This is a genomic window from Brachybacterium aquaticum (assembly GCF_014204755.1).
In the GTDB taxonomy this organism is placed as follows: Bacteria; Actinomycetota; Actinomycetes; order Actinomycetales; family Dermabacteraceae; genus Brachybacterium; species Brachybacterium aquaticum.
Window position 1 is genome coordinate 1,119,732 of record NZ_JACHLZ010000001.1, and the last position, 25,538, is coordinate 1,145,269.

At 72.7% G+C, this 25,538-nt stretch carries 25 protein-coding genes and 3 tRNA genes; 23 read left to right on the forward strand and 5 right to left on the reverse strand.

The window, feature by feature from the left end:
• Positions 1-4 precede the first annotated feature (4 nt).
• Positions 5-1,189 (reverse strand): thiolase family protein, encoded by a 1,185-nt coding sequence (locus tag HNR70_RS04970; RefSeq protein WP_184324678.1) that lies wholly within the window; start codon positions 1,187-1,189, stop codon positions 5-7.
• Between the two features lie 87 nt (positions 1,190-1,276).
• Here HNR70_RS04970 and HNR70_RS04975 point away from each other — a divergent pair, with 87 nt between their 5' ends.
• The 6 genes from HNR70_RS04975 (at position 1,277) to HNR70_RS05000 (ending at position 5,053) form a co-directional block, all read left to right on the forward strand.
• On the forward strand, positions 1,277-2,056 hold the full coding sequence (locus tag HNR70_RS04975) for a fumarylacetoacetate hydrolase family protein (RefSeq protein ID WP_184324679.1): 780 nt from the start codon (positions 1,277-1,279) through the stop codon (positions 2,054-2,056).
• Between the two features lie 61 nt (positions 2,057-2,117).
• A complete protein-coding gene (gene gltX / locus HNR70_RS04980) occupies positions 2,118-3,650 on the forward strand; it encodes a glutamate--tRNA ligase (RefSeq protein WP_184324680.1) in 1,533 nt (510 codons plus the stop codon).
• A gap of 187 nt (positions 3,651-3,837) precedes the next feature.
• Positions 3,838-3,909: transfer RNA gene (locus HNR70_RS04985), tRNA-Gln, on the forward strand.
• A gap of 29 nt (positions 3,910-3,938) precedes the next feature.
• A tRNA-Glu gene (locus HNR70_RS04990) sits at positions 3,939-4,011 on the forward strand.
• 38 nt (positions 4,012-4,049) lie between these two features.
• Positions 4,050-4,122 (forward strand) — tRNA-Glu (locus HNR70_RS04995).
• 112 nt (positions 4,123-4,234) lie between these two features.
• Positions 4,235-5,053, forward strand: coding sequence for a universal stress protein (locus HNR70_RS05000; protein WP_184324681.1), 819 nt, complete (start codon positions 4,235-4,237; stop codon positions 5,051-5,053).
• 45 nt (positions 5,054-5,098) lie between these two features.
• Here the strand turns inward: HNR70_RS05000 and HNR70_RS05005 are convergent, their stop codons facing one another.
• Positions 5,099-5,833: an IclR family transcriptional regulator gene (locus HNR70_RS05005; protein WP_184324682.1), complete on the reverse strand. Its 735-nt coding sequence runs from the start codon at positions 5,831-5,833 to the stop codon at positions 5,099-5,101.
• A gap of 140 nt (positions 5,834-5,973) precedes the next feature.
• On the opposite strand from HNR70_RS05005, the gene leuC reads away from it, so the two are divergent.
• From leuC to HNR70_RS05040, 7 genes are all read left to right on the forward strand, one after another.
• Entirely contained in the window at positions 5,974-7,386 is a 1,413-nt protein-coding gene (leuC, locus tag HNR70_RS05010) for a 3-isopropylmalate dehydratase large subunit (protein ID WP_184324683.1), read from the forward strand.
• Between the two features lie 11 nt (positions 7,387-7,397).
• Positions 7,398-8,012: a 3-isopropylmalate dehydratase small subunit gene (gene leuD / locus HNR70_RS05015; protein ID WP_184324684.1), complete on the forward strand. Its 615-nt coding sequence runs from the start codon at positions 7,398-7,400 to the stop codon at positions 8,010-8,012.
• Between the two features lie 132 nt (positions 8,013-8,144).
• The gene (murA, locus tag HNR70_RS05020; RefSeq protein WP_184324685.1) at positions 8,145-9,467 is read left to right on the forward strand and encodes a UDP-N-acetylglucosamine 1-carboxyvinyltransferase; all 1,323 of its coding nucleotides are present in this window, start codon (positions 8,145-8,147) and stop codon (positions 9,465-9,467) included.
• Positions 9,464-10,054 carry a DUF2867 domain-containing protein gene (locus HNR70_RS05025; RefSeq protein ID WP_312857565.1) on the forward strand — a complete coding sequence of 197 codons (591 nt, stop codon included), beginning with the start codon at positions 9,464-9,466 and terminating at the stop codon, positions 10,052-10,054. Before murA ends, HNR70_RS05025 begins: the two co-directional genes overlap by 4 nt.
• On the forward strand, positions 10,054-10,878 hold the full coding sequence (locus HNR70_RS05030) for a lysophospholipid acyltransferase family protein (protein WP_184324686.1): 825 nt from the start codon (positions 10,054-10,056) through the stop codon (positions 10,876-10,878). The genes HNR70_RS05025 and HNR70_RS05030 overlap by 1 nt, the downstream gene beginning before the upstream one ends.
• A complete protein-coding gene (locus tag HNR70_RS05035) occupies positions 10,875-11,867 on the forward strand; it encodes an NAD(P)H-dependent glycerol-3-phosphate dehydrogenase (RefSeq protein ID WP_184324687.1) in 993 nt (330 codons plus the stop codon). Before HNR70_RS05030 ends, HNR70_RS05035 begins: the two co-directional genes overlap by 4 nt.
• 13 nt (positions 11,868-11,880) lie before the next feature.
• The gene (locus tag HNR70_RS05040) at positions 11,881-12,996 is read left to right on the forward strand and encodes a D-alanine--D-alanine ligase family protein (protein ID WP_184324688.1); all 1,116 of its coding nucleotides are present in this window, start codon (positions 11,881-11,883) and stop codon (positions 12,994-12,996) included.
• A 20-nt stretch (positions 12,997-13,016) separates the two neighbouring features.
• Here the strand turns inward: HNR70_RS05040 and HNR70_RS05045 are convergent, their stop codons facing one another.
• Positions 13,017-13,514 (reverse strand): DUF3515 family protein, encoded by a 498-nt coding sequence (locus tag HNR70_RS05045; RefSeq protein WP_184324689.1) that lies wholly within the window; start codon positions 13,512-13,514, stop codon positions 13,017-13,019.
• Between the two features lie 49 nt (positions 13,515-13,563).
• Between HNR70_RS05045 and thiL the strand changes: the two genes are divergently transcribed.
• The 4 genes from thiL (at position 13,564) to HNR70_RS05065 (ending at position 17,702) form a co-directional block, all read left to right on the forward strand.
• Positions 13,564-14,625 (forward strand): thiamine-phosphate kinase, encoded by a 1,062-nt coding sequence (thiL, locus tag HNR70_RS05050; protein ID WP_184324690.1) that lies wholly within the window; start codon positions 13,564-13,566, stop codon positions 14,623-14,625.
• Between the two features lie 80 nt (positions 14,626-14,705).
• Positions 14,706-15,782, forward strand: a complete 1,077-nt coding sequence (locus HNR70_RS05055) for an NAD(P)-dependent alcohol dehydrogenase (RefSeq protein ID WP_184324691.1) — start codon at positions 14,706-14,708, stop codon at positions 15,780-15,782.
• Positions 15,783-15,793: 11 nt separating this feature from the next.
• On the forward strand, positions 15,794-16,705 hold the full coding sequence (locus HNR70_RS05060; RefSeq protein ID WP_184324692.1) for a GNAT family N-acetyltransferase: 912 nt from the start codon (positions 15,794-15,796) through the stop codon (positions 16,703-16,705).
• A 25-nt stretch (positions 16,706-16,730) separates the two neighbouring features.
• Complete coding sequence (locus HNR70_RS05065; protein WP_184324693.1) at positions 16,731-17,702, forward strand: phosphotransferase; 972 nt, start codon at positions 16,731-16,733, stop codon at positions 17,700-17,702.
• Between the two features lie 94 nt (positions 17,703-17,796).
• Here HNR70_RS05065 and rpmB read toward each other — a convergent pair whose 3' ends face one another.
• Entirely contained in the window at positions 17,797-17,994 is a 198-nt protein-coding gene (gene rpmB / locus HNR70_RS05070; protein WP_114855689.1) for a 50S ribosomal protein L28, read from the reverse strand.
• A 259-nt stretch (positions 17,995-18,253) separates the two neighbouring features.
• Between rpmB and HNR70_RS05075 the strand changes: the two genes are divergently transcribed.
• From HNR70_RS05075 to HNR70_RS05090, 4 genes are all read left to right on the forward strand, one after another.
• Positions 18,254-20,467: an ATP-dependent DNA helicase RecG gene (locus HNR70_RS05075; RefSeq protein WP_184324694.1), complete on the forward strand. Its 2,214-nt coding sequence runs from the start codon at positions 18,254-18,256 to the stop codon at positions 20,465-20,467.
• Position 20,468: 1 nt separating this feature from the next.
• Complete coding sequence (gene rsmD, locus HNR70_RS05080; protein WP_184324695.1) at positions 20,469-21,077, forward strand: 16S rRNA (guanine(966)-N(2))-methyltransferase RsmD; 609 nt, start codon at positions 20,469-20,471, stop codon at positions 21,075-21,077.
• A gap of 393 nt (positions 21,078-21,470) precedes the next feature.
• Entirely contained in the window at positions 21,471-23,030 is a 1,560-nt protein-coding gene (locus HNR70_RS05085) for an HNH endonuclease signature motif containing protein (RefSeq protein ID WP_246375151.1), read from the forward strand.
• A 172-nt stretch (positions 23,031-23,202) separates the two neighbouring features.
• The gene (locus tag HNR70_RS05090; RefSeq protein ID WP_184324696.1) at positions 23,203-23,778 is read left to right on the forward strand and encodes a GNAT family N-acetyltransferase; all 576 of its coding nucleotides are present in this window, start codon (positions 23,203-23,205) and stop codon (positions 23,776-23,778) included.
• A gap of 4 nt (positions 23,779-23,782) precedes the next feature.
• On the opposite strand, the gene HNR70_RS05095 is transcribed toward HNR70_RS05090, so the two are convergent.
• A complete protein-coding gene (locus HNR70_RS05095; protein ID WP_184324697.1) occupies positions 23,783-24,190 on the reverse strand; it encodes a VOC family protein in 408 nt (135 codons plus the stop codon).
• 18 nt (positions 24,191-24,208) lie between these two features.
• Between HNR70_RS05095 and HNR70_RS05100 the strand changes: the two genes are divergently transcribed.
• Positions 24,209-25,120, forward strand: coding sequence for an AraC family transcriptional regulator (locus tag HNR70_RS05100; RefSeq protein WP_184324698.1), 912 nt, complete (start codon positions 24,209-24,211; stop codon positions 25,118-25,120).
• A gap of 4 nt (positions 25,121-25,124) precedes the next feature.
• Positions 25,125-25,529, forward strand: a complete 405-nt coding sequence (locus HNR70_RS05105) for a DUF3224 domain-containing protein (RefSeq protein ID WP_184324699.1) — start codon at positions 25,125-25,127, stop codon at positions 25,527-25,529.
• Positions 25,530-25,538 lie beyond the last annotated feature (9 nt).

A 25,538-nucleotide genomic window follows, 5' to 3' on the forward strand; every position in this document is an offset into this window, starting at 1 on the left:
TGCCTCACAGCCTCTCGATGACGACGGCGTTGGCCATGCCCTGTCCCTCGCAGAGGGTCTCGAGCCCGTAGCGACCACCGTCGGCCTCGAGCCGCGAGAGCAGGGTGGCGAGCAGGCGCGTGCCGGAGGACCCCAGCGGATGCCCGAGCGCGATCGCCCCGCCCCAGGCGTTCAGCCGCTCGGGGTCCGCACCGGTCTCGGCGAGCCAGGCGAGCGGCACCGGGGCGAAGGCCTCGTTGACCTCGTACGCGTCGATCGCGTCCAGGCCGAGCCCGGCCCTCTCGAGCGCCCGCTCGGTCGCGGGCATCACGCCCGTTAGCATCTCGAGCGGATCCGAGCCGACGACGGCGTGGGCGAGGAAGCGGGCCCGCGGCGTGAGCCCGAGCCGCTCGGCGAGGCGCTCGTCCATGAGCAGTGCCGCGCTCGCCCCGTCGGTCAGCGGCGAGGAGCTGCCGGCGGTGATCACCCAGCCCAGCTCGCCGAAGCACGCCTCGGCGGCGGGGGAGCGGAAGGCCGCCGGCAGGCCCGCGAGGGCCTCGGCGGTCGTGCCCGGTCGGATCGTCTCGTCGGCCGCGTGGGGGTGAGCCGCCCCCGGGGCGGTGACCGGCACGATCTCGGCGTCGAAGGCGCCGCGCTCCGCGGCCGCCGCCGCGCGGGCGTGGGAGAGCGCCGAGTACTCGTCGAGCACCTCCCGTGTCAGCCCCCAGCGCGCTGCGACCAGCTCCGCGGAGATCCCCTGGCCGACGAGGCCGCCGGGGAAGCGCTCGGCCACGCGCGGGCCGAAGGGGTCCTCGCCCTCGGCGGCCCGGCCGATCGGCACCGCGCTCATCATCTCCACGCCCCCGGCGATCACCACGTCCTGCTGCCCGGCGGCGATCACGGCGGCGCCGAAGCTGAGCGCCTGCAGCCCCGAGCCGCACTGGCGGTCGATGGTCGCGCCGGGCACCGTGACCGGGAGCCCCGCGGCGAGGGCGGCGCTGCGTGCGATGTTCACGGCCTGCGGCCCCACCTGGCCCAGGCAGCCGACGAGCACGTCGTCCACCCGCTCGGGATCCAGGTCGGTGCGCTCCACGAGCGCGGAGATCACCTCGGCCATCAGATCCGCCGGGTGGAAGCTCGCGAGCGCCCCGGTCGGCCGCCCGCGGCCCGAGGCCGTGCGCACCACGTCCACGAGAACCGGTGTGCCCATGCCGTGCCCCCTTCGGCGTGTGCCGCACGTCGTCGTGACGCGGCGCACATCCCATCGTACGCGGGGGCGGGTCCTAGACTGGCGGGCATGCGCATCGCCCGATTCACCACCGGCGAAGATCCCATGTACGGCATCGTCCAGGAGAAGGACGGTCAGGACATGGTCTACGGGATCACCGGTGACCCCCTGTACACAGAGATCCGCCCCACCGGCACCATCGTGCCGCTGGAGGACGTGCGCCTGCTGGCGCCCGTCATCCCGCGCTCGAAGGTGGTGTGCGTGGGCAAGAACTACGCCGCCCACGCCGCCGAGATGGGCGGCGAGGTGCCCGAGCAGGCCCTGTTCTTCCTCAAGCCCAACACCGCCGTCGTCGGTCCCGGCGACCCCGTGGTCATCCCGTCCTACAGCGACGAGGTGAGCCTCGAGGCCGAGCTGGCCGTGGTCATCAAGCGCATGGCCAAGGACCTCGCCCCGGAGCAGGTCGCCGATCACGTCCTCGGCTGCACCTGCGCGAACGACTTCACCGCCCGCGACGCCCAGCGCGCCGAGAACCAGTGGTTCCGCGCCAAGGCCTTCGACACCTCCTGCCCGATCGGCCCCTGGATCGAGACCGACCTGGACCCCGCCTCGGGCCTGCAGATCTCCAGCGCCGTCGACGAGGAGACCGCCCAGAAGGGCACCACGGCCGAGATGGTCCGCTCGGTCGCCGAGCTGGTCGCCGAGGTCTCCACGATCGTCACCCTCCTGCCCGGCGACCTGGTCCTCACCGGCACCCCCGCCGGCGTGCGCACCGTCCGCCCCGGCTCGACCGTCGACGTCACCATCGAGGGCATCGGGACCCTGACCAATCCCGTCGTGCAGCGCTGAGCGCAGCACCGTCGGCCGCCCGATCCCCTCTCCACCGCATCACCACCCCAGGAGCCCCCGCGTGAGCACCGCCCCCACCCCCGAGACCGCACCCGAGACCGAGGTGCGCGTCCGCTTCTGCCCCAGCCCCACCGGCACCCCGCACGTCGGCATGGTCCGCACGGCCCTGTTCAACTGGGCCCACGCCCGCCATCACGGCGGCAAGCTGATCTTCCGCATCGAGGACACCGACTCCGCGCGCGACAGCGAGGAGTCCTACCACCAGCTGCTGGACGCCATGCGCTGGCTCGGCATCGACTGGGACGAGGGCGTCGAGGTCGGCGGTCCGCACGGCCCCTACCGCCAGTCCCAGCGCGGCGAGATCTACCAGGACGTCATCGCGAAGCTGAAGGACGCCGGGCACATCTACGAGTCCTTCTCCACCGCGGACGAGATCTCCCAGCGCCACCGCGACGCCGGCCGCGACCCGCAGCTCGGGTACGACGGCTTCGACCGCGAGCTCACCGGGGAGCAGAAGGCGGCCTACCGCGCCGAGGGCCGCGAGCCCACCTGGCGCCTGCGCATGCCCGACGAGGACATCACCTTCACCGACATGGTGCGCGGCGAGATCACCTTCAAGGCCGGCTCCACCCCGGATTTCGTGGTGGTCCGCGCCAACGGCCAGCCGCTGTACACGCTCGTGAACCCCGTGGACGACGCGCTCATGCGCATCACCCACGTGCTGCGCGGCGAGGACATCCTCTCCTCGACCCCGCGCCAGATCGCCCTGTACCGGGCGCTCGTGGAGATCGGGATCGCCGAGCGCGTCCCCGAGTTCGGCCATCTGCCCTACGTGATGGGGGAGGGGAACAAGAAGCTCTCCAAGCGCGACCCGCAGTCGGACCTGTTCCTCTACCGCGAGCAGGGCTTCGTCCCCGAGGGCATGGTCAACTACCTCGCCCTGCTCGGCTGGGGCTACAGCGCCGATCAGGACATCTTCTCCCGCGAGCAGTTCGTGGAGCGCTTCGACGCCCGCGATGTGAACCCCAACCCCGCGCGCGTGGACCTCAAGAAGGCCACCGCCATCAACGCCGACCACATCCGCCTGCTGCCCGAGGCGGAGCTCGCCGAGCGCCTGGTGCCCTACCTCCAGGCGGGCGGGATCCTCGGCGAGGAGGTCACCGACTCCCAGCGCGCGCTCATCGCCGCCTCGGTGCCGCTCGTGCAGACCCGCATGAACCTGCTCGGCGAGGCGCCGGAGCTCATGGGCTTCCTGTTCGTCGCCGACGAGGACCTCGTGGTCGAGGACGACGCGCTGAAGAAGCTCGGCGACGACCCGGTGGCCGTGCTGGACCGCGCGATCGCGGAGGTCGACGCGGTCCCCGCCGACGACTTCACCGCAGCGCTCCTGGAGCCGGCCCTGCGCACCGCCATCGTCGAGGACATGGGCATCAAGCCCCGCCTCGCCTTCGGCCCCCTGCGCAGCGCCATCTCCGGCCGACGCATCTCCCCGCCGCTGTTCGAGTCGATGGAGTTGCTGGGCAAGCCCTCGAGCCTCGCGCGTCTGCGCTCCCTGCGGGACCGCCTCGCGGCCGACGCGGGCACGGCCGGCTGAGCCGGTCCCGGGCGCTGTGAGGACCGGCGTGCCGAGCCTCACAGCGCCGAGGGGCCCTCTCGCTTTGTGTTCGTCGCGAGAACCCGCTAGAGTCTTACCTCGGTACGGCACCGGAGAAGAGCCGGGAAATCCCGCGGAAACCACCGCGAAGAGGCCCCGAGGAATCGAAGGAAACGTGCTCTCACCATGGGGTATGGTGTAATTGGCAACACAACGGTTTCTGGTACCGTCATTCTAGGTTCGAGTCCTGGTACCCCAGCGCTTCGCAGCCTCGGCTGCAGAGCCCGCGCCCCGTTCGTCTAGCGGCCTAGGACGTCGCCCTCTCACGGCGGTAACACCGGTTCAAATCCGGTACGGGGTACGACGCGAGATCACGACCAGGTCGTGGATCTCGCACCCGCCCCGTTCGTCTAGCGGCCCAGGACGTCGCCCTCTCACGGCGGTAACACCGGTTCAAATCCGGTACGGGGTACGAGCAGGAGCCGGCACCATCAGGTGCCGGCTCCTTCGTCATGTCCGGGGAATCCGGCGTCTGTCCGGCCGATGTCCTGCGCCTTCGCTCCGCCTCGGAGTATCGTCGTGACATGACGCACACAGCAGCTTCAAGGATCACGGTCGGCATCTTCGATGCGGACGAGTCCGATCAGGCGGTCCGGTGGGCCGCCCGCCACGCCGCCTCCGTCGGCGGCACCCTCCATCTCGTCCACGCCTTCGTGTGGACCGAGCTCGATGTGAACGTCGACCCGATCTCCGGCATGCCCGGCTCCGGCTTCCGCGGCGCGGCCGACGCCCTGCTGCGCGAGGCGAGCGAGCTGGCCCGCAGCGAGCACCCCGAGGTGGAGATCACCACCGAGGTCGTCGACGGCAACGCCGTCCCCGTTCTCGTCCGGGCCAGCGAGGGCTCCGACGTGCTGGTCCTGGGCGGCCGGGGGATGGGGCGCCTGATGACCCTCATCGTCGGTTCCAAGAGCCTTGCGCTGGCCGCTCGCTCGCACTGCCCGGTCGTGGTGGTCCGCGGCCGGATCGACGGCGACGGTCCCGTCGGCCTCGTGCACCACGAGACGGCGACCGAGAACGTCACCCGAGCCGCCGAGCTCGCCGAGGCCTACGGCCGCGACATCCACCTCGTGGTCCGTCCCGGCACCTCCGAGGAGCAGGCGCAGGAGATCCTCGCCGCGACGGCGCAGAGGATCGCTCTGTCCCACCCCTCGGTGTTCGTGAGGGACGTCGCGATCGCGACCTCGGAGAGCGCGAAGCAGCTCGTCGAGGCCAGCGAGAACTCCTGCGTCATGATCGTCGCGGGGGAGCGGGCCTCCGGCCCCGTCGGCAAGGTCAGCGCCCCGCGGCAGCTCGTGAACGTGCTGCGCTACGCCAACGTCCCGGTCTGGATCGAGAGGGACTGAGCGGGACGGCGCGCGCAGGAGTGAGAGCGTCGCGCGCGCGGGGGCTCAGGCCCCTGCGCGCCGTAGCAGCTCGGTGAGGTGGTTGGCCGAGCTCATCACCGAGGCCGCGTGGAGACGGCCCGGCTGACGGGTGATGCGCTCGATCGGGCCGGAGATGCTCAGTGCTGCGACCACGCGTCCGTTCGGGCCGCGCACCGGCGCGGACACGGAGCCGACGCCCGGCTCGCGCTCCCCGATGGACTGCGCCCAGCCGCGGCGGCGGACGGCCGAGAGCTGGGTGGCGGTGAAGCGGGCGCCGAGCAGGCCGCGGTGCAGGCGGTCCGGCTCCTCCCAGGCCAGCAGGATCTGGGCGGCGGAGCCCGCACGCATGGTGAGCGCCGCACCGAGCGGCACCGAGTCGCGCAGACCGATGGGTCGCTCCGCGGCGGCCACGCAGGTGCGGTGGTCGCCCTGGCGGCGGTACAGCTGGGCGGACTCCCCGGTGTGGTCGCGCAGCGCGGCGAGCACGGGACCGGCCGAGGCCAGCAGCCGGTCCTCGCCGGCGGCCGCGGCGAGCTCGCCGAGGCGCGGCCCCAGGATGAAGCGCCCCTGCATGTCGCGCGAGACCAGATGGTGGTACTCGAGCGCGACCGCAAGGCGATGCGCGGTGGGTCGGGCCAGGCCCGTCGACTGCACGAGCTGGGCGAGCGTGGCCGGTCCGGCCTCGAGCGCGCCGAGCACGACGGCGGCCTTGTCGAGCACGCCGACGCCGCTCCCGTTCTCCTCCGAGGTGTTGTCCATGCTCCGATACTGCCGTCTTATTTTGTGAGACGCAAGTGCGGTGTGTAGTGGACCAGCCCACCATGGGGCATGCGCTCGACTCCGGGCGCCGCTCGACATTCAGGCACGCATCCCCACGAGGGGTGCAGGGAAGGATCGACATGGCGGGGACCCTCGCGGAGAAGGTGTGGGCGGATCACGTGGTCCGTCGCGGAGAGAACGGCGAGCCCGACCTTCTCTACATCGACCTCCAGCTGCTGCACGAGGTCACGAGCCCGCAGGCCTTCGACGGTCTGCGCCAGGAGGGGCGCACGCCCCGCCGCATCGACCAGACCCTCGCGACCGAGGACCACAACACCCCCACGATCGACATCGACAAGCCGATCGCGGACCTCACCTCCCGCACCCAGATCGACACCCTGCGCCGCAATGCCGAGGAGTTCGGCGTGCGCATCCACTCCCTCGGAGACAAGGACCAGGGCATCGTCCACGTGGTGGGCCCGCAGCTGGGACTGACCATGCCCGGCATCACCGTGGTGTGCGGCGACTCCCACACCTCGACCCACGGCGCCTTCGGCGCGCTGGCCTTCGGCATCGGCACCTCCGAGGTGGAGCACGTGCTGGCCACCCAGACCCTGCCGCTGACCCCCTTCAAGACTATGGCGATCACCGTCACAGGCTCCCTGAAGCCGGGCGTCACCGCGAAGGACATCATCCTCGCGGTCATCGCGAAGATCGGCACGGGCGGCGGTGCCGGCTACGTGCTCGAGTACCGCGGCGAGGCGATCCGCGAGCTCTCCATGGAGGGCCGCATGACGATCTGCAACATGTCGATCGAGGCCGGTGCCCGCGCCGGCATGATCGCGCCCGACGAGACCACCTTCGAGTACGTCAAGGGACGCCCCCACGCCCCGCAGGGCGAGGACTGGGACGAGGCCGTCGCCTACTGGCGGACCCTGCGCACCGACGACGACGCCACCTTCGACGCCGAGGTGGTCATCGACGCCGACCAGCTCGAGCCCTTCGTCACCTGGGGCACGAACCCCGGCCAGGGCCTGCCGCTGTCCGCCGAGGTCCCCGCCCCCGAGGACTTCGTGGACGAGACCGACCGCTCCGCGGCCGAGCGCGCGCTGGAGTACATGGACCTGGTCCCCGGCACGCCGCTGAAGGACATCAAGGTCGACACCGTCTTCATGGGCTCGTGCACCAACGGCCGCATCGAGGACCTGCGCGCCTTCGCCTCGATCCTCGAGGGCCGCACCAAGCACCCAGACGTGCGCGTGCTGGTCGTCCCGGGCTCGGCCCGGGTGCGCCTCCAGGCCGAGCAGGAGGGCCTGGACAAGGTGTTCCTCGACTTCGGCGCCGAGTGGCGCCAGGCCGGCTGCTCCATGTGCCTGGGCATGAACCCCGATCAGCTCAAGCCCGGCGAGCGCGCCGCCTCCACCTCCAACCGCAACTTCGAGGGCCGGCAGGGCAAGGGCGGGCGCACCCACCTGGTCTCCCCGGTGGTGGCCGCGGCCACTGCCGTGCGCGGCACCCTGTCCTCCCCGTCGGACCTCCAGCCCACCGCCTGAGGAGCAGCACCATGGAAGCCTTCACCACCCACACCGGCATCGGCGTCCCGCTGCGCCGCAGCAACGTCGACACCGACCAGATCATCCCGGCGGTCTACCTCAAGCGCGTCACCAAGACCGGCTTCGACGACGGCCTGTTCAACGCCTGGCGCACGAACGACCCCGAGTTCGTCCTGAACAAGCCGGCCTACGCCAAGGGGTCCGTCCTCGTGGCCGGCCCCGACTTCGGCACCGGCTCCTCGCGCGAGCACGCCGTGTGGGCGCTGCGCGACTATGGCTTCAAGGCCGTGCTCTCCACCCGCTTCGCGGAGATCTTCCGCGGCAACGCGGGCAAGCAGGGCCTGGTCGCCGGCGTCCTCGCCCAGGACGACATCGAGCAGCTGTGGAAGATCCTCGAGGAGACCCCCGGCACCGAGGTGACCGTCGACCTGGAGAACCGCCAGGTCCACGCGGGGGACGCGACCTTCCGCTTCGACATCGACGAATACACCCGCTGGCGCCTCATGGAGGGTCTCGATGACATCGGCCTGACCCTGCGCCACGAGGAGGACATCACCGCCTTCGAGGCGACGCGCCCCTCCTGGATGCCGAAGACGCTCCCGGCCCGCACCGCCGACACGCAGTGAGCGATCGCTGAGCCGCTGCCGACCCGTCCGCGACCTGTCCGCCCCCTTCGCGGGGACGGGCAGGTCGCTCCGGTATGGTGACCCGGTCAGACACGGGACGCCCCGGCGCCCCACATCCCAGGCAAGGACACCATGAGCTCCACATTCCACGTGCGCGGCGGACGGCCCCTCGACGGCGAGATCACCGTCCGCGGTGCGAAGAACCTGGTCTCCAAGGCGATGGTCGCCGCGCTGCTCGGCACCTCCCCGAGCACCCTGCGTTCGGTCCCGGACATCAGCGACGTCCGCATCGTCTCGAACCTGCTGTCGATCCACGGCGTGAAGGTCGAGCACGACGTCGAGGGCGGCGTGCTGCACATGGACCCCTCCAACGTCGAGCGCGCGCACGTCGCGGACATCGACGCCCACGCCGGCTCCTCCCGCATCCCGATCCTGTTCTGCGGGCCGCTGCTGCACCGCCTCGGCGAGGCGATCATCCCCGACCTCGGCGGCTGCCGCATCGGCGACCGGCCCATCAACTACCACCTCGACGTGCTGCGCAACTTCGGCGCCCACGTGGACAAGCGCGAGATGGGCATCCACATCACCGCGCCGAACGGGCTGAAGGGCGCGAAGATCGACCTCGAGTACCCGAGCGTCGGCGCGACCGAGCAGGTGCTGCTCACCGCTGTGCGCGCCAAGGGCGTCACCGAGCTGACCGGCGCGGCGGTCGAGCCCGAGATCGAGGACCTCATCGCGGTGCTGCAGAAGATGGGCGCGATCATCTCCCTGCAGACCGACCGCACCATCACCATCGAGGGCGTCGACGAGCTCGGCGGCTACGAGCACACCGCCCTCTTGGACCGCATCGAGGCCGGCTCCTGGGCCTGCGCGGCGCTGGTGACCAAAGGCGACGTCTTCGTGCGCGGCGCCCAGCAGAAGCCGATGTCGACCTTCCTGAACATCTTCCGCAAGGTCGGCGGCGGGATGGAGATCCGCGAGGACGGCATCCGCTTCTTCCACCCCGGCACCCCGCTGCGCGCCATCGCGCTCGAGACCGACGTGCATCCCGGGTTCATGACCGACTGGCAGCAGCCGCTCGTGGTCGCCCTCACCCAGGCCGACGGCATCTCGATCCTCCACGAGACGGTCTACGAGAACCGGCTCGGCTTCACCTCGGCGCTGAACGACATGGGTGGCCGCATCCAGGTGTACCGCGAGTGCCTCGGCGGCTCCCGCTGCCGCTTCGACGCGAGCAACTACAACCACTCCGCCGTGATCTCCGGCCCGAAGACCCTCCACGCCGCGGACATCACCGTCCCGGACCTGCGCGGCGGCTTCTCGTACCTCATCGCGGCGCTCGGCGCGGAGGGCGTCTCCACCATCCGCGGCATCGGCCTCATCGACCGCGGCTACGAGTCCTTCCGCGACAAGCTCTCCGCACTCGGCGCGGACTTCTGGGAGGAGGACGCGTGAGCGACGCCGAGATCCCGGACGCCACCCAGGTCGAGTCACCCCAGCCCGCCGCCCCCGTCGGCAGCTCCCTGGCCCTGCGCGACATCCCGATCCCGGACTACTGCGACGTGGTCATCGTCCCCACCGGCGGCGTCGAGGAGTCCGACCCGCGCGTGTGGGCCGAGGCGATCTTCGCCCACGAGAACACGCCGCTGAGCTCCCGCGGACTGCGCGCCCTGCGCGACGAGGCGGTGCGCCTGTTCGACATGGTGCCGCCGCCCGAGAAGGAGTTCGTGGCCGACGAGGTCGTGGGCTCCGAGGCCCTCATCGTCGACGACGATGACAAGCTCACCGTCCGCATCGGGGTGGCGCTGCTTCCCGGCGGGGACCTGCTCCAGGTGACCACGGCCGTGAAGTACCGCTCGCTGCGCGGCCGGCTCGCCTTCGCCCCGCGCCGCCTCATGCATGCCGCGGCGGTGAACACGCTGGCCCGCCGCGCCCCGACCACGCTGCGCCGTCGGGCGCTGGCCGGCGACCCCCGCGCCGCCGCCCTCACGGGGCAGGTGTCCCGCCGGGCGCTCGGCCGGGGCCCGTCCGCCTCGCGCTGATGCCCGCCCGCTCCCCGCTCGCCGCGCTCGCGCGCAGCTGGGACCTGCCCGGTGCGCGCCCGGTCCCGCGCCGCGCGGGGCTCGTCATCGACCTCGCCCAGATCCCGCTGCGACCCCTGATCACGGCGCTCTCCCGTCCCCGTTGGGAGGGCACCGAGAACTTCCCGGCCGACGGGCCGGTGATCGCCTGCGGCAACCACCTGGCCGCGTTCGACCCCTTCGGCTACGGCCACCTCCTGCAGGCCTCCGGCATCGCCCCGCGGTTCCTCGCGAAGGACGGCCTGTTCCGTGTGCCGGTGCTCGGCGCGCTGCTGCGCGCGGCCCGGCAGATCCCGGTGCTGCGCGGCACGAGCCGCAGCGCCGACGCCCTGGCCGCGGCCCGCGAGGCTCTGGGCCGCGGGGAGCTGCTGATGATCTTCCCCGAGGGCACCTACACGCGCGATCCGGACCTGTGGCCGATGCAGGGCCGGCTCGGCGCGGCCCGGCTGGCGCTGGAGACCGGCGCACCCCTGCTGCCGATCGCGAGCTGGGGCGCCCGCGCGCTGTGGCCCGTCGGCTCCCCGCTGCCCCGTCCCGGTCCCGGCCGGAACGTGCGCATGCTGGTGGGGGAGCCGTACACGGTCGCCGTCCGCGAGGGCGAGACCGTGCAGCAGGCGGCGCTGCGCGTCACCGATGACCTCATGCTCCGCATCGCGGCGCTGCTCGGCCGGCTGCGGGGCGAGGAGCCGCCCGCCGTGCTCCACGACCCGCGCCGCGATACCCACCGCCCCGAGGTGGGGCGCACCGACCCCGCCTTCCGCCCGCCGATGCAGGAGGACCCATGACCGCCCGTCTCGCCGTGCTCGGCGCCGGCTCCTGGGGCACCACCTTCGCGCAGGTCCTCGCCGACGGCGGGGCCGACGTGACCCTCTGGGCGCGCCGCGAGGAGGTCGCCCGGGAGATCCGGGAGCAGCATCGCAACTCCGCTTTTCTCGGCGAGCGGGAGCTGCCCGCCGAGATCACCGCCACCGCCGACGCCCGTGAGGCGCTCGACGCGGCCGACGGGGTCGTCGTGGCGATCCCCGCCCAGTCGCTCCGCGCGACCCTGGCGACCTTCCCGGCCCTGCCCGCCGTGCCGGTGCTCTCGCTCACCAAGGGCATCGAGCGCGGCACCGACGCCCGGATCAGCGAGATCCTCGCGGACGCCGGCAGCGCGGATCCGGCCCTCGTCGGCGTGCTGTCCGGTCCCAACCTCTCCGCCGAGATCGCGGCGCGCCAGCCCTGCGGCAGCGTCGTCGCGGGCACGACCGAGGAGATCGCGGGCACCTTCGCGTCCTGGTGCGCCGCCCCGTACCTGCGCGCGTACACGTCCACCGACGTGGTCGGCGTGGAGATCGCCGGGGCCGTGAAGAACGTCATCGCGATCGCCGTCGGCGCCGCCTCCGGGCTCGGCCACGGCCACAACACCACCGCCTCCCTCATCACCCGGGGCCTCGCGGAGATCACCCGGCTCGGCGTCGCCCTCGGCGGGCGCCGCGAGACCTTCTCGGGCCTGGCCGGGATGGGCGACCTCGTCGCCACCTGCGCCTCCCCGCTCAGCCGCAACCACCGCCTGGGCCTGGCGCTCGGGCGCGGACTGGACGTCGAGGCCGCCGCCGCGGAGGTGGGCCAGACCGCCGAGGGCGTCGCCACCGCCCGCGCCGTCGCCGACCTCGCCGAGCGCCTCGGCGTGGACATGCCGATCACCCGCGCTGTCGTCGCGGTCGTCGACCACGGCGCACGTATCGACCAGGTCACCACGGCCCTGCTGTCGCGCTCCGTCCGCCCCGAGTGATTACCCTCGCCCTATGAGCACCACCGTCGCCCTCCTGTTCGGCGGCCGCAGCGGCGAGCACGGCATCTCGTGCATCACCGCCGGCGGCATCCTGGCCGCGATCGACCGCACCCGCTTCGACGTCGTCGCGATCGGCATCACCCGTGAGGGGCGGTGGATCCACGTCTCCGACGACCCGGCGGACTGGACCATGGTCGACGGCCGCGCCCCCGAGGTGGTTCCCGAGGGCGACGAGGTCCTCCTGCCCTCGGACCGCCACCGGTCGGGGGAGCGGACCGTGCTGCGCGCCGTGAGGGACGGCCGCCTCGAGACTCTCGCGGAGATCGACGTGGTCTGGCCGCTGCTGCACGGCCCCTACGGCGAGGACGGCACCGTCCAGGGCATGCTCGAGATGCTCGACATCCCCTACGTCGGCTCGGGCGTGCTCGCCTCCGCCGCGAGCATGGACAAGGCCGCGACCAAGCAGATGCTGCGCGCCGCCGGGATCGAGTGCGCGCCCGGCATCGTCCTCCACCAGGACCGCTACCAGGGCCGTGCCGCGCAGGTCCTCTCCCACCTGAAGAAGCACCATCCGCTGCCCTGGTTCGTCAAGCCCGCCCGCGCCGGGTCGAGCCTCGGCGTCTCCCGGGTCACCGACCCCTCCCAGCTCGAGGCCGCGCTCGCCACCGCCTTCGCCGAGGACCCCAAGGTCCTCGTCGAGGAGGGCGTGACCGCCCGCGAGATCGAGTGCGGCGTGTTGCAGGGCCGCGACGGCGGCGAGCCCCGCACCACCCTGCCCGGCGAGGTGAAGGTCGGGCACGACCTCGACTTCTACGACTACGAGGCGAAGTACTTCGGCAAGGGCACCGTGAGCATCGACGTGCCGGCCGGTCTGCCCGACGCACTGCTCGAGGAGGCCCGCGAGGTCGCCTCCCGCGCCTTCACCGCCATGGGCCTCGAGGGACTGGCGCGGGTGGACATGTTCGTCACCGCCGACCGTCGCGTGCTGGTCAACGAGGTGAACACCATGCCCGGCTTCACCCCGTACTCGATGTTCCCGGTGCTGTGGGAGAACATGGGCCTCGCCTACGCGGACCTCATCGCGGACCTCATCGACCAGGCCGTCGCCCGACGCCTCGGCTCGCGCTGAGCTGGATCGGGGGTCGGGCTTCAGCCCTCGTACCCCTCGTCCCCTGGGCCGATGCAGAACCGGGTCGCCTCGAGGTTGCGGTCCACGACCTGCGTGAGGTCGAGCGCGGCCGCGGAGGGCTGGTCCGGGGCGGCCGAGCGCGGCACGGACACGTCGATCGCGGGCTCGCGCCCGTAGGTCGTATAGAGGAAGGTGTCGCCTTCGATCTCGCGCACGACCCAGTCGACCTCGACGCCTTTATCGTCGGCGAGGGTGGTGCACATGTCGGTGGTCGGCCCGGGCGGGGTCACGCCGCACCGCATCACCACGGTGTCCTCGCCGGAGCCCCAGGCGACCGTGCCCTGGCTCGAGGTCTCGACCTTGTCCATGCCCAGCACCTGCGGCGGCGCGCCGAGCACGATGTCGGCGCAGACAGGGTTCGCGGCGTCGGGACCGGCGGGCACGCGCACGGTGCCGCAGGCGGCGAGGGAGAGCGCGAGACCCCCCGCGAGGGGCAGGGCGAGCAGTCGGCGGAGCACGGCGGGAGCCTACCCGGCGGGGCTGGGGACGATCGGGCACACTGGTCGAATGACCGGTGAGCCTTCCCCCGCAGCGCCCCTCCCCGCAGCGCGTCCCCTGACCGGAGAGGCCGCGCTCCTGTCCCGCATCCTCCCGCGTCTGGCCCTCCCGTCCCTCGCGGCCGACGGGCGCGTCGAGGTGGGTCCCGGGGACGACGCCGCCGTGGTGCGCCTGCCCTCGGACCGGCTCGTGGTCACCACCGACACCCTCGTCGAGGGCTTCGACTTCCTGCCCCATGCCACGACACCGGCCTGGATCGGCCGCAAGGCCGCCGTGCAGAACCTCGCCGACGTCGCCGCGATGGGGGCCCGCCCCCTCGCCCTCGTCGTCGCCCTCTCCGCCCCGGCGGACACCCCGCCCGGGACGCTCGAGCAGCTCTCGGCGGCGCTCGCGGAGCAGGCGGCGGCCGACGGCGCCCACGTGGTCGGCGGCGACCTGGGCCGCGCCGACCGCCTGACCCTCACCGTCACCGCCCTGGGCGCGATGGGGCACGGTGACACGCCCGTGCTGCGCTCGGGCGGACGAGCCGGGGACGTCCTCGCGATCGGCTCGGACCGCCTCGGCCGCTCGGCGGCGGGCCTCGCTCTCATCCTCGCCGGGCGCGCACGGGTCGCGCCCGACGGGGCGGTGGCCCTCGAGGGGATCCGCACGCCCGGCGCCGCGGACCTCGTGCGCCATCACGACGCCCCCGAGGTCGACCTGTCGCTCGGCTGGTCCGCGGGCCGCACCGCGCACGCCATGATGGATCTCTCCGACGGTCTGGTCCGCGACGGCCGCCGCCTCGCCGCCGCCTCGCAGGTCGCGATCGACCTCGATCCCGCCGCGCTCGAGGACGACGTCCGCGTGCTCGCGGCCCTCGCCGACGAGCTCGGCACCGATCCCGCGACCGATCCCTGGGACTGGGTCCTCCACGGCGGGGAGGAGCACGCCATGCTCGCGGCCTTCGCCCCCGGGGAGGTGCCCGTGGGCTTCCGCCCCGTCGGCCGCCTTCTGCCCGCCGGGCCCGCGGGCCCCTCCCTCACCCTCGGCGGCCGCGAGGTCGCGGGGGAGGGCTTCGACCACTTCGGGTGAGGCCGGGCGCGTTACGATGGTCGGCGGCGCGGACACCGCCCGCGCCGACGAACCGTCCCCGTGACCCGGAGGAGCACCCCATGCCGATCACCGTGAAGGCCCTGCAGAAGACCGGCCCCGACCAGCCGTTCCGCGTCACCACCATCGAGCGCCGCGACCCGCGCGCCGATGACGTGGTCATCGACATCAAGGCCGCCGGGATCTGCCACAGCGACATCCACACAATCCGCAACGAGTGGGGCGAGGCGCACTTCCCCCTCACCGTCGGCCACGAGATCGCCGGTGTCGTCTCCGCCGTCGGCGCGGACGTCACCGACTGGAAGGTCGGCGACCGCGTGGGCGTGGGCTGCATGGTCAACTCCTGCGGGCAGTGCATCGAGTGCCGCGCCGGCCAGCAGCAGAACTGCCTCGAGGGCAACGTCGGCACGTACAACGCCGAGGACGTCGACGGGACCATCACCCAGGGCGGCTACTCCGAGAAGGTCGTCGTCAACGAGCGCTTCGTGTGCCGCATCCCGGACGCGCTGGAGTTCGACGTCGCAGCCCCGCTGCTCTGCGCCGGCATCACCACCTATGCCCCGCTGAACCGCTGGGGTGCGGGCGAGAAGGTCGACGGCCGCGCGAAGAAGGTGGCCGTGCTGGGCCTCGGCGGCCTCGGCCACATGGGCGTGCAGATCGCCGTCGCCATGGGCGCCGAGGTCACCGTGCTCACCCGCACCCTCGCCAAGGAGCAGGACGCCCTCGCCCTCGGGGCGACCCGCGTGCTCGCCACCACCGACGAGGACTTCTTCTCCGCCAACCGCGGCGAGTTCGACCTGATCCTCAACACCATCAGCGCCGACATCCCCGTGGACCGCTACCTGCGCCTGCTCGCCCCGCGCGGCGTCATGGCCGTCGTGGGCCTGCCGCCCGCCAAGCAGCAGCTCAGCTTCGGCTCCGTGATCGGCGGCAGCAAGGTCCTCGCCGGTTCCAACATCGGCGGCATCCCCGAGACCCAGGAGATGCTCGACTTCTGCGCCGAGCACGGCGTCGCCGCGAAGATCGAGACCATCTCGGTGGACGAGGCCGACGCGACCTACGACCGCGTGGTCGACGGCAAGGTCCACTTCCGTGCTGTGATCGACACAGCGACGTTCGCCGGCGCCGCCGCGGAGTGAGCGCTTCGCCCATGAGCACCGGGGCCCGGACTTCCCGCCCCGCCACCGAGGCCGACTCCCTCCGCGACGGCCACCGCTTCACCTGGTTGAAGCCGGACCGGTGGCGGGCGGGGTTCCGGGCCCTCGTGCTGGAGGTGGACGGAGACGTGATCGGCGTAGGCCGCATCGGGCCGAACCCCGTCCATCCCGGCCGCGACCTCGTCGAGCTCGAGATCGCGCCCGATCATCGCCGCCGCGGCCACGGCACAGCCCTTCCCCGCGAACTCGGTGGATACAGCGATAAACCACTGTCCAGCAAGGTGGCGCCCGGCTCGGAGCGGGACCTCTTCCTGCGCTCACTCGGCGCGGTGACCTACCTCGAGGTCCCGCTGCTGCGCGTCGAGGTCGCGACCGATCGCACGTCCCGGTGGTGCGCCGCGGTGCGGTCGTCGGCCGACGGGGCCGCGCGCGCCGTCCCGTGGTCCGACCTGCTCCGCAAGCAGCTCGTGGACGCGCTGACCGACCGCTACGCCTGGCAGCACGCGAGCTGGTCCCCGGTCGCTGCGCGCGACGTGCTCCGCCGCGAGGTGGGCGAGGAGTTCCTGGGCGGAGCGGTGCGGGAGCACTCCTGGGCGGTGCTGCGCGGCGGAAAGATCGCGGCGCTGTCCGATCTGTACGACGAGCCCGTCGGCACAGCCCGCGAGGGCACCCTCGAGGCCGTGGACGCCGCCGCGCCCACGGCCCGTCACGATGTCGCCCTGTGCCTCGCCGCCCAGCTCGAGGACCTCGGCACGCTCGGAGTCGCCACCTATGACCTCGACAACCACCCCACCGACCCGCACACAGCACCTCTGCTCCACACGCTGCGTCGCGAGGAGGTGGACCCCGTCCATCTCGTCGAGATCCCGAACGGGCTGACCGCCGTGCTGCGTGACCTCGACTGAAGACGCGCTCCCCCGAGGAGGATCCATGGACCCCCTGCTCGCCCTCGCCCGTCGGCATCCCGAGTGGTGGCACGATGCCTCGACGGACGCTGCAGCCGACGGCACTGTGGACGACCTCACCCTTGAGCCCCTCGGCCGCGGCGAGTCCTTCGCCGCCCATCTCCTGCTCCGCGGGGAGAGGGAGAGCGGCGAGGGCCCCCACGAGCTCGTCCTCCGCGTCCCCCACAAGGACCTCGCCGAGCTGCCGCAGTCGCTGCGCGAGGAGCACGCGATGCTCGCCCGCGTCCCGGACGGCCTCGCCGCCGCGCCGATCGCCGTGGGGGAGGAGGACGGGATCGCCTACGCCGTCACCACGCGGGTCCCGGGGCGCGTGCTCCCGTCTGCCGTCTGGGCCGACGAGGCGCTCCTCGCCGCCCTCGCCCGCACTCTCGCGCGTCTGCACCACGCGGGCGACCGGACGGGCCTGCCCGTCCCGGAGCGGATCGACCCCGTCGGCGGCGCCGAGAGCGCCCTCAGCTGGTGGCGCACGCACGAGCCGGCCGCCGCGCAGGTCCTCGCCCCGCTGTGGCCCGCCGTGCGCCGGCACCAGCAGCGCGCCGCCCCTGCCTTCCGCGACGTCGATCCGGTGCTGCTGCACGGTGACCCCGCCGCCGCGAACCTGCTGGTCGACGACGCGGGTGAGGTGCGTCTGGTCGACTGGGAGTGGGCCCAGGTCGGCGATCTGGCCCGCGACCTCGCCTTCATCGGCGGGCCGATCACCGCCGAGCCCTGGTACGCCCCGCTCACCGAAGCCCAGGTCGAGGGACAGGTGCTCGCCTATCTCGAGGCGCGGGCGCTCCTGGGTCGCACGCGCCCCGAGGACCCGTCGGCCGTGCTGCTGCGCCGCCGCGCCCACCTCGTCCACGAGGCCTTCTTCACCGCCGCGCACCTGCATCGCACGGGGGAGCGGGAGCGTTCCGAGGAGCTGCTCGAACAGGTCGCGGCAGCGGTGTCCTGAGAGAGCCGTCGCCTGACGTCGCGGGGGTGCACAGCGAAGGAGCCCTCACCCGATCGGGTGAGGGCTCCTTCGAAGTGAGTCCTTGCGGTCTCGCTCAGGCACCGAGCGTGCTGACCTTGCCTGCCTTGAGGCAGGAGGTGCACACGTTCACGCGCTTGCTGGTGCCGTTGATCACAGTGCGGACCGACTGGATGTTCGGGTTCCAGCGACGCGAGGTGCGGCGGTGCGAGTGAGACACGGCCTTGCCGAAGCGAGGGCCCTTGGCACAGATGTCACACGTGGAAGCAGCCACTGTCGTCTCCTGGTACGTCGTTTTCTGATCGAGGTGCCCGCTCCATCCCCGCATCGAAGGGCGGGGCCGGTGACCTGGGTGAGCGCGGAGGTGCGAGCCCCCGGCGGTCAGGGCAACCACGGAAGCATAGCCCAGTTCCCTCCGCCCGAGGAAGGGCGGGCGCGGTGGACGGGCTGTGGATTCCCTCACGATGTCCCAGCGCAGTGGCACGATGGGGGCGCGCAGGAAGTGTACCCACGACAGGACGAGGAGACCCACGATGGCCCGGAAGCAGCCCGCCCGGCGCGGTGTCATGCCGCTGTCGGAGCTGCTCACGGAGAAGGAGACCAAGGCGCTGGCCTCCTTCGACGTGCGGGAGATCGACGCGCTGCTGCGCTTCGCCCCGCGCCGCTACGTGGTCCCGGGTCCGCTCACCTCGCTGTACGACGCGGAGGTCGGCGACGACATCAGCGCCGTCGTCACCGTCCAGGACATCCACGAGCGGACGATGCGCAACCGCCCCGGCACCCTGCTCGAGGTCGACGTCACCGACGGCACCGCGACGGTCACCCTCACCTTCTTCCTCGGCAAGCGCCATCTCTCGGGCTGGCACCGAAGCCGTCTGCCCCGCGGCGCGCGGATCGTCGTCCACGGCACCGTGGGCGAGGGGTATCGCGGCGGTCGACAGATCGTCCATCCCGACTACGAGCAGGTCGAGGACACGGAGGAGGGCCTCGCCTGGGCGCAGCGCCCGCGCCCGATCTACCCGCTCCGCAAGAACATCTCCCAGGCCACGATGCGCTCGGCCACCCAGAAGGGCCTCGAGTTCGCGGACACCGCCGAGCGGATCCTGCCCGAGGAGGTCCTCGCCCACCGCGGCCTGCCCACCCTCGCCGAGGCCGCGCGGCTGCTCCATACCCCGCTCACGCTCGGCGAGGCCCGCCGCGGCATGACCCATCTGCGCTTCGAGGAGGCCTTCGTCCTCCAGGCGATCTTCGCCCAGCGCCGCGCCCAGGACCTGCGCACCCCCGCGCCCGAGCTGCGCGCCGAGGGTCCGCTGCAGCCGCTGTTCGACGAGCGGCTGCCCTTCACCCTCACCGAGGGGCAGCACGAGATCGGCGAGCAGCTCGCCTCCCGCATCGGCAACGGCCACCCCACCAGCGCCCTGCTCCAGGGCGACGTCGGCTCCGGCAAGACCGTCATCGCCCTGCGCGCCATGCTCCGCGCCGTCGACTCCGGCCACCAGGCCGTGCTGCTCGCCCCCACCGAGGTCCTCGCCGAGCAGCACCACCGCACGATCGTGGGCCTGCTCGGCGACCTCGCCGGCGCCGGGCACCTCGACGGCCATCCCGACGCGACCCGCGTCCGCCTCCTCACCGGCTCCCAGCGCACCACCGCGCGCCGCGAGACCCTGCTGGACGTCACCTCCGGCGCGGCCGGGATCGTGGTCGGCACCCACGCCCTGCTCACCGAGAGCGTCGAGTTCGCCTCCCTCGGGCTCGTGGTCATCGACGAGCAGCACCGCTTCGGCGTGGACCACCGGCGCCGCCTGCGCGCCAAGGGCCCCGGCGGCATGAGCCCCCACGTCGTGGTCATGACCGCCACCCCCATCCCGCGCACCGCGGCGCTCGCCACCGTGGGCGACCTCGACGTGCTCACCCTTCGCGAGAGCCCGGGCCGACGCGGCGGCGTGACCAGCTTCGTCGTCCACGAGCGCCTCGCCCGCTGGGAGGAGCGGATGTGGCAGCGCGCCGGCGAGGAGATCGCCGCGGGCCGTCAGGTCTTCGTCGTCTGCGCCCGCATCGACGAGGGGGAGGCCGACGCCCCCGCCCCGAAGGAGCTGGACGAGTACGGGCGCGAGAAGCCGGACCCCGGCCTCGCCCCCGCCCGCGGCGTCACCCAGACCGCCGAGCGACTCGCCACCCGCCCCGAGCTCGCCGGCGCCCGGATCGGCGTGCTCCACGGCCGCCTCACCACCGAGGAGAAGCAGGAGGTCATGGCCGAGATGGCGGCCGGCGAGATCGACGTGCTCGTCTCCACCACGGTGATCGAGGTGGGCGTCGACGTCCCCAACGCCTCGGTGATGATCGTGCTGGACGCCGAGCGCTTCGGCGTCTCCCAGCTCCACCAGCTGCGCGGACGCGTGGGCCGCGGCGAGCACCCCGGCATCGCATTCTTCGACACCAGCGCCGAGCCCGGCGAGGCCCACTCCACGCACCTCCAGGCGATCGCCGACACGTCCGACGGGTTCCTGCTCGCCGAGCTCGACCTGCGCCGCCGCGGCGCCGGTGACCTGGTGGGGGAGGAGCAGTCGGGCCTGCAGTCCACCGTGAAGCACCTGGACCTGCTGCGCGACAGCCGCCTCATCGAGGCCGCCCGCGAGGTCGCCTTCGCCGTGGTCAAGGGCGATCCCGATCTCGAAGAGCACACCCAGCTCGCCGGCGCCATCGCCCTGCGCCTGCGGGACGCCGACCCCGACGTGGAGAGGAGCTGACATGCCGCGCATCATCTCCGGCAGCCTCGGCGGCCGCACCATCCCCGGCCCGCCCGGCAAGGGCACCCGCCCCACCTCCGACCGCGTGCGCGAGGCGCTGTTCAGCCGACTCGCCGGCTGGGACGCGCTCGACGGCGCCCGGGTCCTCGACCTCTACGCGGGCACCGGTGCCCTCGCCTTCGAGGCCCTCTCCCGTGGCGCGGAGCACGCTCTGCTCGTGGAGCTGCACGGCGCGACCGTGAAGCAGCTGCGTCGCACCGCGACCGAGCTCGGGCTCGCCGGGAGGGTCGACGTGCGCGCCGGGAAGGCCGGGGTCGTCGCGGCGCAGCTGGGTGCGTCGGCGGGTGGGGGCACGTCGGCCGACGGAGGCGCCGCGCGCGCGACCCTCGTGTTCCTCGACCCGCCCTACGACGTGCCCACCGAGGAGCTCGAGCAGCTGCTCGTCACCCTGCGCCCGGCGCTCGCCGACGACGCCCTGGTGGTCGTCGAGCGCTCCTCCCGCACCCGGCCGCTGGAGTGGCCCGAAGGGTGGGCCGACGACGGGACGAAGGCGTACGGGGAGACGGTGCTGCAGTACGGCGGCCCGCTGGTGGACGACGGCGGGGAGTGAGCCCGCGAGGAGTGTTCCGGAAGGGACTGTCCACATTTTCGGCGTACCCCTTGAAAAAGTCGGATGAATATGTGTCGGGCGGCTGTGCGGTGAGGTTGATGCCCTTTCTGTCGAGGTGAAGGCGACATTTCTTTGAGGTGGCCATCCGTGCTGTCGTGGCACACATCTTTTCCTTGTCGTCTGTTGATACACGCAAGTGACCTGCGGGTATCCACATTGCGTGGATGCTGTGTGGATATCGCCTGACCGTTCCTCCACCGGACCGGGTTATCCACATTTTCGAGCAATGTTGCGGTGGGTATGGATCGTTCCGAGCGAGTGTTCTAAAATGGAGGAGTGGCATCGAGGGGATGCCGCAGGGGAGACGCTGGAGAGATCGAGAGGGGGAGCGTCATGGGTGACGAGGAGCTGCACCACGATGAGTCGGCCGAGACGCTCTTCCCGTGGGCGGACACGCCGGATCCCGACCTCTCGGACGCCGCCCAGCACGGCGCCCCGGCACAGCTCCCTCCCGAGCGCCCCGGCGAACTGCCTCGCCCCGTCGTCCGCGCACGGACCCCGCTGACCGCGCAGTCCCTCGTCGAGCGGGCCGATGTCGCCCCGCGCACCCCTGAGGCGGAGGCGGTGCTGCGGATCTTCCGCCGCCGCCGGCAGGAGCACGCCGCGTTCTATGTCGGCGAGATACGGGACCTCGCCCTGCTCTGGTGCGAAGGGGACGAGTCGGACGAGAAGGCGCTCCACGCCCTCGCGGCGGCCGCCGGTCTGCGGGTGAAGCTCACGCGCGGTGACGATCGCCTGCGCGATGCCCACGTCGCCGTGACGGATCTGCCCGCCTGCTTCGCCCGTGTGGAGGAGGGCGCGCTGCCGGTGGAGTGGTTCGAGTGGCTGCTGCGGAGCACGCTGCGCCTCACCTCCCACCAGCGCCGCCAGGTCGACGAGCGCGTCGCCGCCTGGCAGCTGGAGGCGATCGACGTCGAGCGCTTCTACCGGGAGCTTCGCCACCTGCTGAACTGGTTCGGGCGCGCGGCCGTCGAGGGGTCGGCCGAGGAGAAGCGCTCCGTGTTCTTCCAGGCCTCGCCCGATGGCGACGGCACGGCCTGCCTCACCATCCGCGGCCCGATCCCGGAGATCCTCGCGCTCGGCCGACGACTGGACGCCGCGGCCCGCGCCGTCCAGGACGCCCAGCGCCGCGCCCTCGCGAACGGGGCACCGATCCCCTTCGACCAGGGCGGCGAGGCCGCACGCCAGGGGAAGCAGCTGCCGCTCGAGGCGCTCCGCTACGCCATCGCCACCCGCTCCGCACTGGACACCGGCAGCATCGAGGTGCCCGAGCCCGCCTTCCGGATCTCCCTGGTCGTCCCGGCGCTGTCGCTGTTCGGCCTCACGGACGCCCCGGCCACCCTCGACGGCACGATCCCCGTCCCCGCCGCCATGGCCCGCGACCTCGTGGCCAAGGCCCCCGCCTTCGAGCGGGTCCTCACCGACCCGATCACCGGCGCGTTCCTCCCCGGGACGTCGAAGACCTACCGTCCGTCGGCCGCGATGGCCGAGAACCTGCGGGTCATCGACCCGGTCTGCGCCGCCCCCGGCTGCACCCGGAACGTCATGACCATCGGCGAGGCCGACCACATCGAGGAGTTCGACCTCGAGAACCCCTCCCGCGGCGGACCGACCAGCGTGGAGAACCTCCACCGCCTCTGCCGTTCCCACCACCGCATGAAGACCGCCGGACTCCTCGATCCCGACCGCGACGAGGACAGTGGCCTCACGCGCTGGCGCCTTGGCGACGCCGCGGTGTGCGAGGTCCCGCTGAACCGCGACCTCGTCACCCGCGAGCTCTCCGACCTGCTCGAGAACATGTGGGAGAAGTACCGTTGCGAGCTCGAGTTCGACGCCCTGCTCCGCCTCGGTGTGGCCGAGGAGACGCCGGAGGAGATCGCCGATGCGCTCTAGGCCCAGCGCTGGGGCGAGCACCTGACGGAGTACTGGACGAATGCCGGCGACGACTCCGGCGAGGATGCCGCCGACGATTCCGGCAAGGACCCCGGCCCGCCACCGCTCCCGCCGACACCCGGGTACGGACCCCCGCCGTTCTGACCGCGCGGCACCCCACTACGCTGACGGCATGACACGCACCCTCGACGAGCTCGACTGGCCCCTGCGCACCGACCGGCTCGTGCTGCGCCGCGGCCGCAGCGAGGATGCCGCCCAGGTGTGGCCCTGGTACGGCCTTCCCGAGGTGCAGGAGTGGACCACCACCCTCAGTGCCACCCTCGAGGAGCACCAGCAGTGGTGGGACCGCACCCTCGACAGCTGCGTCGTCGGCCTGCAGGGCGGGCGCATCGTCGTCACGGGCAAGCTCGAGCGGCAGGACGCCTGGTCACAGGCCGACATGCGCGAGCAGGCCGCCGGCCAGAAGGCGGAGCTCGGCTGGGTCCTCGCGCCGTCCGCCCAGGGACAGGGCCTGGGCACCGAGTTCGCTGCCGCCCTGCTCGACATCGCGGTCGACGGGCTCGGCGTGCATCGCGTCGAGGCGTCCTGCTTCGCCGAGAACCTCGCCTCCCGCCGCGTCATGGAGAAGATCGGCCTGCGCCTCGAGGGCGTGTTCCGCGAGGAGTCCCTGCACCGCAGCGGCCGATGGCTGGACGGGATGACCTATGCGATCCTCGCGAACGAGCACCGCGCCCAGCAGTCCGGCTGACCGCTCAGCCCCAGTTCGCCGCGTCCGTCAGACAGAACGGATGCCCCGCCGGGTCGCGCAGCACGATCCACGTCTCGCCAGGCTGCTCCTCCACCCGCTCCGCACCGAGCTGGACGCAGCGCTCCGCCACGGCCTCGAGGTCCTCGACCGCCAGGTCGAAGTGGAACTGCTTGGCCCCGCGATCCGGCCAGGAGGGCCGCTGGTGGTCGGGGATCGTGCCGATGCCGAGGGCGTGCGAGGGACCGGTCAGCATCGCGTACTCCTCCGTGAGGTGCGCGATCGGCCAGCCCAGCACCTCCGACCAGAACCGTGCGAGCGGCTCGGTCTCGGTCGCGTCCAGGGTGATCATCGCCAGGCGCGCGAGCGGGGCGGAGGTGGAGGTGGGGTCAGGGGTGCTGTTCGTCGTCGTCATGCCTGCCACACTGCCCCCATGGCACCTGCGCGCGATTGGACGAACGCGACGGGATCCGCAGGCGCTGCCGGCACCCGGCCCGACACCCCGACTGACGATCCGCCCAGCCACATGTACGGCCACGTCCTGCGCCCGGACGAGTTCCTCCGCCGCGCCCGTTACGACCACGCCGAGCCCGCTCCGGCGCTGCGGCGCTGGGTGGACCGCTACTGGTCGGTGACCTGGGACCTCGCCCCCGGGGAGGAGCACCGGGTCGCGACCCTCGACGACCCCACCATCCACCTCACGCGCGAGTGGGGAGGGGTACGCCGCGCGGAGGCCGACGGGGGCGGCACCTGGATCACCGGCCCCGTGACCCGCGGCCGCTTCGACGTCACCCAGACCGGCAGCGGGGGAGTGGTCGGCCTCCGGTTCCGCCTCGGAGGCACCCGCGCGTTCACGGAGGCCGAGCCGGCCGAGGTCCGTGACCGCACCGTCGCGGCCGCCGACTGGTTCGGGGCCGCGATGCCGGGAGGGATCGGTGCGCCGCACGCCCCCGATGCGACCTCCGCCGCACCTCTCCTGGACGCCTGGCTCCTCTCCCTCGACCCACGTGACCCTCCAGGCCACGACGAGCTCCTCGAGGCGCTCGCCCAGCTCGAGGACCCGGGCGTCACCAGCACCGCCGAGCTCGAGCGGCGCGTGCACCGCTCCGTCCGCTCCCTCCAGCGCATGTTCAGCCACCACCTCGGCGTCGGCCCCAAGCGGATACTGCTGCGCGCCCGGGTGCAGGACGCGATCGCCGCCATCGATCGCCGGGATCCCCGGCCGCTGCCCGACCTCGCTCAGGACCTCGGGTGGTTCGACCAGTCCCACTTCATCCGCGACGTCCGCGCCGCCACCGGGCTCACCCCGTCGGCCTACGCCCGAACGCGCGACCGGGAATACTGACCCCATGAGCGACACCACCGCCGGCACCCCCACCTCCCTCGACGCCGTCTTCACCGTGCGCATGACCCTCGGCGACCCGCTCCCCGGCGCCGACGCCCGCTTCGACCTGGCCAAGGAGTGGACCGGAGGCGCCGAGGGCACCTCCCGCGGCGTGATGCTGACCGCCGGCGACCCGGAGACCGGCAGCGCCGGCTACGTGGTCTCCGAGACGTTCGAGGGCACCCTCGGCGGGAGGCGGGGCACGCTCGTCCTCCAGCAGCTCGGCACCATGGCCGCGGGCGAGCCCGAGCTCCAGTACGTCATCGTCCCCGGCTCCGGCACCGACGAGCTCGCGGGCGCGACAGGCACCGTCACCATCGGCGAAATCCACGACGACGGCCGCCATGAGGTGCGGATCCAGCTCGCCTGAGCACTAGAG